This window comes from Seonamhaeicola sp. (assembly GCF_028281565.1).
GTDB lineage: Bacteria > Bacteroidota > Bacteroidia > Flavobacteriales > Flavobacteriaceae > Seonamhaeicola.
In genome coordinates, this window is the sequence record NZ_JANQJQ010000011.1 from 141,149 (window position 1) to 152,357 (window position 11,209).

The 11,209-nt window shown below is 36.6% G+C and carries 7 protein-coding genes; all 7 read right to left on the reverse strand.

Going from position 1 to position 11,209, the window contains the following annotated elements; all coding sequences use genetic code 11:
• Positions 1 to 11 precede the first annotated feature (11 nt).
• Positions 12 to 1,631 carry a sodium:solute symporter gene (locus Q0983_RS05300; RefSeq protein ID WP_299549858.1) on the reverse strand — a complete coding sequence of 540 codons (1,620 nt, stop codon included), beginning with the start codon at positions 1,629 to 1,631 and terminating at the stop codon, positions 12 to 14.
• A 142-nt stretch (positions 1,632 to 1,773) separates the two neighbouring features.
• Positions 1,774 to 2,697 (reverse strand): glycerophosphodiester phosphodiesterase family protein, encoded by a 924-nt coding sequence (locus Q0983_RS05305; RefSeq protein WP_299549861.1) that lies wholly within the window; start codon positions 2,695 to 2,697, stop codon positions 1,774 to 1,776.
• A 193-nt stretch (positions 2,698 to 2,890) separates the two neighbouring features.
• Entirely contained in the window at positions 2,891 to 4,312 is a 1,422-nt protein-coding gene (locus Q0983_RS05310; RefSeq protein ID WP_299549864.1) for a RagB/SusD family nutrient uptake outer membrane protein, read from the reverse strand.
• Positions 4,313 to 4,323: 11 nt separating this feature from the next.
• Positions 4,324 to 7,728 (reverse strand): TonB-dependent receptor, encoded by a 3,405-nt coding sequence (locus Q0983_RS05315; RefSeq protein ID WP_299549867.1) that lies wholly within the window; start codon positions 7,726 to 7,728, stop codon positions 4,324 to 4,326.
• Between the two features lie 214 nt (positions 7,729 to 7,942).
• Positions 7,943 to 9,127, reverse strand: a complete 1,185-nt coding sequence (locus Q0983_RS05320; RefSeq protein WP_299549870.1) for a FecR family protein — start codon at positions 9,125 to 9,127, stop codon at positions 7,943 to 7,945.
• Between the two features lie 112 nt (positions 9,128 to 9,239).
• Positions 9,240 to 9,779 carry an RNA polymerase sigma-70 factor gene (locus Q0983_RS05325; protein WP_299549873.1) on the reverse strand — a complete coding sequence of 180 codons (540 nt, stop codon included), beginning with the start codon at positions 9,777 to 9,779 and terminating at the stop codon, positions 9,240 to 9,242.
• Between the two features lie 160 nt (positions 9,780 to 9,939).
• On the reverse strand, positions 9,940 to 11,209 hold a 1,270-nt coding region (locus Q0983_RS05330), incomplete at its 5' end, for an acetate--CoA ligase (RefSeq protein ID WP_299549876.1).

Genomic DNA, 11,209 nt, shown 5'->3' on the forward strand with positions numbered 1-11,209 from the left:
CTTAATTTTTTTTATCCCATTATTGCATACAACACAACCATTAGAACTATGAGGATTATTGCTAAGTTTTTAGGGGTAATCCAGTCTTTACTCTTTTTTACCATTTTAATTTTTGAACCACCCCAAGTGGTGTTTTCTATTAATTCGCGGTCGGGTTCTGGTGTACATAAACTAATTAGTATAAATACCACCATACAGATACAGAACATCCACCAGGCACGCATTAAAAAGTGAACCCCCAAGCCATCTGTTACATATTTAAAACCACTAATCGGTTCAAAGTCTAAAATGAAAAGTACTAGCCCCATAACAAACCCAAATACCAAGGTGTAAAAAGATGCTTCTTTGGTCCCACGCTTATAGAACACCCCTAGCAGGAAAACCACAGAAATAGGTGGAGCAAATGCAGCAGCTATATCATTTATAGCCTGAAAAATACTTCCGAACTTACCTCCTTGCGTTGACCAAAGAATGGCAACAATCATTACAACAACAGCCGTATAACGGCCTATCTTCACCTGTCTCAGATCTGGTGTATCAGGTTTTATTCTCTTCACAATGTCGACAGCCACCAGTGTAGAACAACTATTCAGGGCCGCAGCAATAGTACTCATAAGTGCCGCAAGTAAAGCAGCTGCAAAAACACCTTTTAAACCAATAGGTAATAGTTGATTGATTAAAACCGGTAAGGTATCATTTGGATGTGCTATTTGCTCTTTGAATAAAACGTAAGCCAGTACTCCCGGAAGAATTAAAAGGAAAACTGGTAATATTTTTAATAAGCCAGCGAATAGTGGCCCATATTGTGCGTCTTTCTCTGATTTTGCACCTAAGACTCTTTGTACTATAGTTTGATCTGTACACCAATACCAAATTCCCAAAACGGGATACCCCAAAAGAAAGGCATACCAAGGGTAACCTTCTTCTTTTCCTATTAGAGATTCTCCTGAATGGAGCATTTCTAATTGCCCAGGCTTTAAGGCCGCCTTTAATGATTCTACACTATCTATACCCGTATCTACAACAGCTGCTACCGCCAGAAATGTTAATATTAAGGAACCAACTAGAAGAATTACTGTTTGTACGTTTTCTGTAATTACTACTGCTTTTAAACCTCCTGCAACCGTATAAATGGTAGTCACCGCAGAGATAACAAGTATGGAGACATAAACGTTTAGTCCAAAAAAGTTTTGGAATACCACGGCCCCAGCATATAAGCTGATACCTATATGAATAAACAACGCCCCGAGAATGGCCATAAAAGCCAATAAGGTTCTTGAACGACCATCAAAACGTTTTTCCAAGAATTCCGGAAGGGTTGATATTTTTGTTTTAAAGTAAAAAGGTGCAAATACAATTCCCAAGAGTACCAGCGTAAAGGTTGCCATCCATTCCCAATTTCCGGCTACTAAGCCTAACCTGTAACCATCTGCTGCTAGTCCTGTTAAATGTATTGTAGATATATTTGAAGCAAATAATGCTGCTCCAATACTAGCCCACCCCAAACCTCTTCCGGCAAGAAAATAGTTCTCGCTTGTCATTTTTGATTTGCGGGTTGACCATAACCCGACAAGGACAATACCAATTAAATAAACGAGAATTACTACTAAATCTATTGCTGATATCTTCATTATATATATTTAACTTATTCTTGAATAATGAGTTGATGGATGAATACTTATAAGAAAATGTCTTATCACTCCGTTTTAAACTCGAGTAATTATGATGCATTCCTAAAGAAGTATGATATTTATGCTTCTAAGCTATTTTAGTTTAGTTATGCAGATTTTTTGATTTTAAATATTCCAACAAATCTCTTGGCCTATCAGTAATGAGTATATTAGCTCCTCTTTCTATTACCCAACCCCACGATCCTTCAGGATCTTCTACTGCAAGATTGTCATCATGCCCAGCACAAAGGGAAGCCCAAAGCACATCTACACATATAGCGTGTTGGTTCTCTTTTATCTGATCAAAAGCATTTATTGAAGGACAATCCTCCGAATCAAATCCAATTTCAAAGGCCACCGGATCGTTATTATCAATATGCCCCTGGACAAACGACGGAACATCCTCCAGAGAAGTGCAATTAAATGCCGGCATAAGCAATATCTCATCAATTGTAGTTCCGTAATCTTTTTTTGAATCGCTATAGGTCTTGGTTGTAATAAATATTACCTGATTTTGCATTTCTAAATCCTTAACAATGCTATAGGCTTGAGGAATGTGATCATAACACTTATCTAACTTTACCAGTATTTTACCCTTCGCTTCTTCCAGTGCCTCTTTTAATGTTGGGATAGTAAATTTAGTTTCCTGACCAATACCATTTAACAAAGGAATCTTTACTAATGAATCCAATAAAAAATCCTTTACCTCTCCTGATGAATCTGTCATTCTATCCAATGTTTCATCATGAAAAACTACTAGTTCTCCGTCTTTAGTTTTTCTTACATCTATTTCCACCAGGTCAATCCCCATCTTGATACAGTTTCTAATTGCCTGTAATGAATTTTCCGGTGAATTTCTCCAATCACCCCTATGGGCCCCTATAAGTATGTAATCCTTAGATGGCGTTCTAAATAAATTAAGAAGTGATTCAATTTTATTTACTTCAATATTGGTATTATCAGAAGGTTTTTGATTCCTACATGAAAACATAATAAGTACCAATACTATAATGATTCTGTATTTCATTTTAATTTTATCTTAGTTACTCGTTCGTTCAGTTATTATGTTTTTGATACACATTTTAAGAACCCCCTTTTTCTACACACCTTGATTTGCAGAAAAGTTTATCAAACATTGTTGCATCGAATTGATTTAAAGAGAGGAGAAATAATTTCTCCCCTCTAAAAGACTAAACTCAATTAAAACTAAACTATGACTTTTAATAACCTGAATTCTGAGTAAGTAAACCAGAACTTGCGTCTATTTGGGTTTGAGGAATTGGGAAAAGCGTGTTGTTTTCATTCATTGAATAGGGCTCACCTTCAGTTATAAAGTGAGTATTCATAACTTCTACAGCCTTTCCGGTTCTAACAAGGTCAAACCATCTATGATTCTCTGTAGCTAATTCCCATCTTCTTTCATTGGACACTGCCATCCTAAAACTTTCCTGATCCGGCAAATGGATATTAGTTAAATCAGCTAATCCAGCTCTTTGGCGTATTTGATTCAAATATGTGAAAGCAAGACCTGAAGGGTCATATGAAACTTCATTTAAAGCTTCAGCCAACATAAGTAAAGCATCAGCATACCTTAACACAATGAAATTTTTGTCACTGTCACCTTGAGAAGCAACCGGACTCACTAATTTACCTGAATAGAAACGACCATCAAGAATGGATTTTACTGTTACGTCTCTTCTAAGGTCTGCCACATCAAATGAATCGTATAATTCTTGTGTAGGTATGTTATCGCCTAAGGTCGTCCCATTAATACCAAGTTCCGGTCCTGCAGATCTTGGCGCATAATTATTAGAAAAAGAGCTTCCTTCTCCAAAACCTCCACTTTTATATTGTATTTCGAAAATAGATTCCGCACTGTTTTCCGTACTAAAAACATCTTCAAAATTAGGCAACAAAGAATAATTCCCCACGACATCCTGTAAAGCAGATACCGCCTCTGAAAACTTCCCTTGTGTTAAATATACTTTACCCAAAAGTGCTTGAGCCGCACCTTCCGTAACTCTTCCAATATTATCTGGAGTAGCTGGTAATTCTGTTATACATTGGATTAGGTCATTTTCTATTTGAGTATATACCTGAGAGGATGGTGTCCTAGCATGTTGGAAGGACTCGAAAGCATCTTCAGTCTCTGTTAATATCAACGGTACATCACTCCAAAATCTCACCATATTGAAATATGTCAGAGCTCTTATAAAGCGAACTTCTCCTTTGCGCTTAGTTTTTGTTGATTCACTCATATCATCCACTAAATCAATTCTATTTAAAACTAAGTTGGCCTGCTGAATGGTTTGATACATGCTTACCCATGTTTCATTAATCCTCCTGTTAGCTGATTCTAATGAAAATGTCTCAAAGTTTCCAAATTGACCGGCATTAACAGTTAAGTCTTCCAGATTAGTATTATCAGATCTTACTTCTGAAAAGAATGAAAAATGATATCCATATTGTTCTATTGTCTGTAAACCACTGTATACACCTGCTACAGCATTTTCAATATCCACAGCAGTATCGAAAGCACCATTAAATCCCGTTTCTGATATCGGCTCTAAATCAAGTTCTTTGTCGCACGAAACAAAAAAGGTAAATGTGATTATTAAGCTATATATTATATATTTTCTCATTTTTATGCTATTTAAAAAGTTAACTTCAAACCAAATGAAATTGATTTCTCTACAGGATACCCAGACCAATCCATACCCGGTTCAAGCACTCCATTACCATTAGGTTGTGGATTAGTTTCGGGGTTGTACAATGGATAATCGGTCCATGTAATTAAATTTTTACCGGACACGTACAATCTTGCTCTTTCAAAAGGTAATTTATCAAGTATACTTTCACCAAGGTTATACCCAAGCGTAATATTTCTCAACCTTACATAAGAGGCATCTTTTATTTTTAAATCAGAGTTTTGAGAAAAACCTCCACCGATCTCATCTCTAGTTGGTCTTGCATATTCACCATTATTAGGATTTCCTTCAGAGATAAAATAGTTATCACTGATTTCAGAAAATATACTTCCCTGAACACGAGGCGTGTAATTAACAAATTGACCATTTAAAAATAAATCATAACCTTGAGCACCCTGAATTAAGAAGCTCAAATCAAAATTCTTGTATTCAAATTTGTTTGTAATACCGAACGTATAATCCGGATAAGGATCTCCTATTATCGTTCTGTCATTAGCATCAATAACTCCATCTGAGTTCACATCTTCATACTTATAGTTACCTACAGTTGCTCCAGGATAAGAAGCTGAACTTGCCAAATCTGAAGCTGTCTCATATAAACCAATGTGATTATAGCCATAGAACATACCGATTGGGTCACCCACTCTTGTTAAATGAAGGAACACCGAACTAATTTCATCCTGACCAGGACCAAGTTTTAGCACTTCATTTTTGTTCGTTGAAAAGTTAAAGCCAGGACTCCATCTAACATCACCAATTTTGAAATCACCTAGTACGTTCAACTCAAATCCCTTATTACTAATTTCACCAAAGTTCTTTAAGGAAGTTGAATATCCACCAGATGCTGGTGTTGGAACATTTAATAATAGATTTGAAGTTTTGGCATCATAATAATCTGCAACAATCTTAACCTTGTTATCTAGAATTGCCAACTCAAAACCTATATCTAAAGTTTCGTTTGTTTCCCAAGATAGATTCGCGTTAGGCGAAGTATCCAATTCATAGGTATTTACCTGACTGTCATCAAATACATAACCACCTTGTCGAACTAAAGGAATTGCTCCGTAATTAGGTATATTGTCATTACCGGTACGACCCCAACTAGCTCTAATCTTTAATTCATCTATACCATTTACATCAAAGAAATCCTCTTGAGATACTCTCCAACCAGCTGAAATAGCGGGAAACCATCCATATTTATTGTTTTTACCAAATCTTGAAGACCCGTCCCTTCTCAATGAAGCAGCCAGTAAATACTTGTCTTTGTAATCATATTGAATTCTTCCGAAGTAGGAAACCAATGCAGATTCTTCCTCCCATGTACCCGTCTCTTGTAACCTAAAATTACCAGTAGCTCTGTTGGTAGCACTTACAATTGTTCCTGCATTTAGCGTTCTTACATTGTCATCTGAAAATCCTTCCGCAATGATATTATCTATAAACAAATTATCTTTTTGGTATGAAAATCCTAAAAGACCATTAATAGTATGATCACCTATTTTTTTGTTATAAGACAGTGTATTTTCAAACAAGTAATTTCTATTTAGGTCATCTCTTTTACGTCCTAATGCAGTTGTAGGGCCAGCATCTACATAACTAGCTGCCGAACTTGGTCTAAAGAACCTGTTCGTAGTATTAAAATAACTTCCTCCTAAATACGTCTTAAAATTAAGACCATCTATTAATTCGTAATCAAAATATATACCTCCAAAAAGGTTAAAGCGATTTTCTTCGCTATCGATTTGAGTGGCTAATGCCAAAGGGTTTACAACTCCCCTCATCCCATAAGGTATCCCTTCAGTAATTTGTGTACTTTGGGCTAGGTTTCCTTCTGAATCATATGGTGAAAAATAAGGTAATGACATATTGATACCTATCAGAAGTCCATCCTGCCAATGACCTCCTTCAATAATCTCATCTGAAGTTGAAAATGACGGGCTTAAATTCATACCAAAAGTAAGACGGTCACTTATGTTAGCTTCTAAATTAGCTCTGAGGTTGAACCTTTCATAACCAGTACCAACAATGATTCCTTCTTGATCCAGATAACCACCGGAGATATAGTATTTTAAATTTTTTGACCCCTTTTTAACTGAAAAATGGTAATTGTTTATAGTTGCATTTCTAAAAACAACGTCTTGCCAATCTGTATTTGGCAGACCTGGTTCATTATTTAGGTAAGGCAACATAAAAGGAGGTAATTGATATTTAATTGGTCTCACACTATTAGGATCTGAAGCCGACCCTCCTAGGTCTTCCCATGCATTATTTAAACTGGCTGCTTGATATCTTGCAAGTTCATAACCATCCATAAAATCAATTTTATTAGAAACGGTTTGAATACCAGTACTTACATCAAAAGTAAACTCAGCTTTATCATTAAATCTCCCTTCTTTTGTAGTGACAAGTATAACTCCATTTGCCCCTCTAGAGCCATATATTGAGGCTGAAGCTGCATCCTTTAAAATATCAACAGATGCAATATCATTTCCAGAAATGGCATCTAATCCTACTCCTGAAGGTAATGGCAAACCATCTAAAACTATCAAAGGATTTGAGCCGGCAGTTAGCGTACCAATACCTCTAATATCAATTTTGCTATCCCCACCTGGCTTACCTGTGGATTCGACTGCCCTCACACCAGGTAATACCCCTGTTAATGCTTGTTCAAAAGAAGCATTTGGGATTTCTTCAACACCCTGATAATCTAACTTAGCAACAGCAGAAGAAGTTTTGACTCTTGATTGCGTTCCATAACCCACTACAACAACTTCATCAAGACTGGCAGTATCCTCCTGCAAAACAATATTTAAAGTGGCATTGCCTGCAATAAGCACCTCTTTTGTTTGATAGCCTATGAATGAAATTACCAAAGTAGCATCGCTACTTGATACGGTTAAGGAGTAATTACCATCAAAATCGGTTTGAGTTCCATTAGTTGTTCCCTTTTCAATAATATTTGCTCCGGGCAAAGGCTGTCCGTTTTGGTCCGTGACGATACCCGAAACTTGAAATTCCTGCGGCTTATCTACAATTTTTTGTTCTTTCTTCTTTATAAGAACATCATAATCATTAGTTATCGTGATTTCAAAATCGCCATTAAACAAACTCTGCTTAAGCAACTTGCTTGTTTTAATCACTCCCTTTTTAACTTTTATATTAGGAAACTCTTTAAAAATACCTTCCTCATAAAAAAAATTATAATCTGTTTGAGCCATAATAAGATCAAACACCTCATCAACAGTAAGTGTCTTATCTTCTTCAATGATAATTTTAGAATTTTGGGATACAATATCATTGGGTGTTAAAGAGAATACTGTAGCACAAAACAGAAAAATGAAAGTTCTCATAAGGGTTATAATAAGCCCCTTCTTATACAGAAAGAGGGTATTACTTAATTTAATTTTCATAAATTTGTGTGTTATTAATTAGTTAAACATTTAGTTAATTGATAATGAATTCAAGAGGATAGAGTTTTAGACTTTGCCGAGTTAGACTTTATCCTTCTTTTTTTAGATTGTTTTTTTACTCCATAGGCACAGTTTTATTTATTGTGGTTAATAATTACTTTAATATAATTGTCTTATCCTTTATTTCGTAAGATTTAAGTTTATCGGAAAGCATTAATGACAAAATTCTTTCAATACTTCGATCTTTGTTCAGGTTCCCTTTAAATTTAATCGATTCCAGTTCCTTATTTGCAAATACAACATCTACATCGTACCATCTGGATATCACTTTCATAACGTCTTTTAATGGCTTACCCTTGAAGCTAAATACGCCTCTTCTCCACGACGTTTCTGAATTCACATCTACTGTAGTAATTTTAAATTCTGCAGTTTCCATGCTTAAAACTGACTGGTAATTGGGAGTCAAATTTCGAGTAACACCCTGTTGATTCGCAACAATGACCTTACCTTCTACAAGCGTAGTATAAATATTGGTTTCGTCTCTATAAGCTTTGATATTGAACTCTGTACCCAAAACCTCTACCTCTTGAGACTTATTTAGTACGATAAACTTGGAACCATTGTTTTCTGAACTAGGCGTTACGTCAAAATAGGCCTCTCCATACACCAATTCCACCTGACGCGTTTCCCCGTCAATGAAACTTACCGGATATTTTAACTGGGACTCCGAATTTAACCAAACTTCCGTTCCATCCGACAGTACTATATGAAATTGCCCGCCTCTAGGAATTGTTAAGTAGTTATAAGTAAGTTCTTTTGTTTTTCTATTACCGGCAGCATAAACAATTTGCTCTCCGTTACTATTAGCATTTGAGGTTTGGAAAGCAGTTCCTTTTTCCAAAGGAACTTGCTCTCCATTAGCTAAAGTTAGGGTCGCTTTATCCGTACCAGGTTCTATTAGATTGGTATCAACAATACTTGGGGTTTCAACATGATTTGTTCTGCTATTAAGCAAATTATCTTTAAAAAAGTAAGCAGTAGCTAACAAGCCCACAAACACAGCAGCTGCCGCATACTTATGCCAGGGCCTATTAAATAATTTGACGACTCTTTTAGGTTTATTTTGAACTTTCCCGAACTTGGCTTCTATAGCCTCCCAAGCTCTGTCTTTATTAATGGTTGAATATGAGGAAACCTTATCTACTAAATCTTCAATTTTGACATTATCTGAAAAAGGGAGCTTATGATTTAGCCTCTCTAAATCTGTTTTTTCCAAATCTGTTAAAACTTTTAGTTTTTCCTTAATTATCAATCGCGATATGTGGAAAACATCTTTCATCTACTTGTGCATTTACATATAGAACAACTTATATTGAAAAAGGTACTATTAAAACTTGCAATTTTTTTAAAAAAACCACAAAAAACACATTAAACAGCAGTAAATGAGATATTTAATACACTAACAAGAAGTAAATAAGTGTATCATATTCAGCAAATTGCTCTCTTAATATTTTATAAGATTGTGATTTAAGCGTCTTTACCGTTTGTAGTTTGATTTCCAGTTCCTCGGCAATGTCACTGTTTTTAAGACCTTTAAGACTTAACTTGATGATTTCTTGCTTTCGCTCAGGAAGTTTACTGATAGCCTGGTACAGTTGCCTTACCACTTCTTCCTCTAAAATTTGTTTTAGAAACAACGTATCATCTTCCAATGCTTTTACAGTACTAGCTGCAAATTTGTCTTTTACCTTGTTATGCTTAATAACATTATAACATTTGTTTCTGGTAGTTTTATAGAGATACGCTTTAAGGGATACTTCGTCCGGAAAACTATTTTCCTTTTCCCAAAGCCCTACAAAAATGTCCTGAACCAAATCCTCACATTCATCTTTTAGGGTTAAAAAACGATTGGCATATTGAACAAGTGCTTCATAATACGTGTCAAAAATGTTCTTTAAATCGTCTTTAGAGAGTATGTTGTTATTGGTCACCAAATGAACTTATCAATAATTAGCAGGCATCATTATTTAGCAAATTAAATAAAATAATGTCAACTATTTTGTTATCTAATTATCAATTTTATGCAAAGTAGGTGAAATAGCACCAGTACTTATTTACTTAAGCTACAGGATGGCTTTGCAAATTCTTTTATCACAAAGCATGCTCCATAATATCCTGCACTACCTCAGGGTTTAATAAAGTACTGGTATCTCCTAAATTACTCGTATCCTTATGTGCTATCTTTCTTAAGATGCGCCTCATGATCTTTCCGGAACGGGTCTTGGGCAAGCCACTGGTGAATTGGATCTTATCCAGTTTGGCTATCGGACCGATGTGTTCGGTAATAATCTGATTGATCTCTTTTCTAAGGTTGTTGTGGTCTCTGCTCTCACCGGTGTCTTTTAAAATAACATAACCGTAAAGTGCATTGCCCTTTACATCATGGGGGAAACCTACAATGGCACTTTCTGCCACTGCCGGATGTTCATTCACCGCATCTTCTATAGGGGCTGTTCCTAAGTTATGACCGGAAACAATGATCACATCATCTACCCTACCCGTAATTCGGTAATACCCGACCTCGTCACGCAGCGCACCATCGCCTGTAAAGTACTTGTTCTCAAAGGCTGAGAAATACGTGTCTTTATACCTTTGGTGATTTCCCCAAATGGTACGTGCCATACTTGGCCATGGGAATTTTACACACAGGCGTCCGTCAACCTGGTTCCCTTTGATCTCCTGTCCGTTTTCATCCATCAAGGCCGGCTGGATCCCTATAAAGGGAAGCGTAGCATAGGTAGGCTTGGTAGGGGTTACAAAAGGAATGGGGGTAATCATCACACCGCCTGTTTCTGTTTGCCACCAGGTATCTACTATGGGGCTTTTCTTCTTCCCTACATTGTCATTGTACCAGTGCCAGGCTTCTTCATTGATCGGTTCGCCTACGGAACCTAATGTCTTTAAAGAGGATAGATCGTATTTTTCTACCAGTTCGGAACCTTGTTTGGCCAGGGCCCTAATGGCTGTTGGAGCCGTATAAAACTGGTTTATCTTGTGTTTCTCGACAATCTCCCAAAAGCGCCCGAAATCGGGATAGCTTGGCACCCCCTCGAACATCACCGTGGTGGCGCCGTTTGCCAAGGGGCCATACACAATATAACTATGCCCGGTGATCCAGCCGATATCGGCCGTACACCAGTATACATCGTCTTCCCTATATTGAAATACATTTTTAAAGGTATAGGCCGTATAGACCATATAACCTGCCGTGGTATGTACCATCCCTTTGGGCATCCCGGTAGAACCCGAGGTATACAGAATGAATAACGGGTCTTCGGCTTGCATCACTTCGGCCTTACAGTCTGAAGAAGCTTCATCCAATAAAGGTTGTAACCACTTATCTCTTCCTGCTTCCATGTGA

Coding starts and splice junctions, on each gene's coding strand:
- Q0983_RS05300 (WP_299549858.1), bottom strand. CDS start 1,631: ATGAAGATATCAGCAATAGATTTAGTAGTAATTCTCGTTTATTTAATT.
- Q0983_RS05305 (WP_299549861.1), bottom strand. CDS start 2,697: ATGAAATACAGAATCATTATAGTATTGGTACTTATTATGTTTTCATGT.
- Q0983_RS05310 (WP_299549864.1), bottom strand. CDS start 4,312: ATGAGAAAATATATAATATATAGCTTAATAATCACATTTACCTTTTTT.
- Q0983_RS05315 (WP_299549867.1), bottom strand. CDS start 7,728: ATGAGAACTTTCATTTTTCTGTTTTGTGCTACAGTATTCTCTTTAACA.
- Q0983_RS05320 (WP_299549870.1), bottom strand. CDS start 9,127: ATGAAAGATGTTTTCCACATATCGCGATTGATAATTAAGGAAAAACTA.